Annotated in this window: 1 protein-coding gene; it reads left to right on the top strand. The window is 66.7% G+C overall.

Features of this window, described 5'->3' with window-relative positions; all coding sequences use genetic code 11:
- On the top strand, positions 1-432 hold a 432-nt coding region (locus tag E5W87_RS35615; protein WP_292408686.1), incomplete at both ends, for an ATP phosphoribosyltransferase regulatory subunit.

Genomic DNA, 432 nt, shown 5'->3' on the forward strand with positions numbered 1-432 from the left:
TCGCCAAGCTCTTCGCCAAGCGCGGCACCCATGCGGTCGAGGTGGCGGTGCTGCAGCCGGCCGACCCGTTCCTCGACATGGCGGGAGAGGATCTGCGCCGCCGCATTTTTCTCACCGAAAGCGAGACCGGCCAAACCCTTTGCCTACGGCCGGAATTCACCATCCCCGTCTGCCTCGACCACATTGCCAGCCAGGCCGGCACGCCGCGCCGTTATTCCTATCTCGGCGAGGTGTTTCGCCAACGCCGCGAGGGCGGCAATGAATTCTTCCAGGCCGGCATCGAGGATCTCGGCGACCGCGATACGCCGCAAGCCGATGCCCGCTCGCTGGCCGATGCGCATGCGCTGCTTTCGCTGGTGCTGCCGGGACAGGCACTAACGGTCACGCTCGGCGACCAGACGATTTTCGAAGCGGTGCTGGCCGCGCTCGGCC

The organism is Mesorhizobium sp., assembly GCF_004962925.1.
GTDB lineage: Bacteria > Pseudomonadota > Alphaproteobacteria > Rhizobiales > Rhizobiaceae > Mesorhizobium.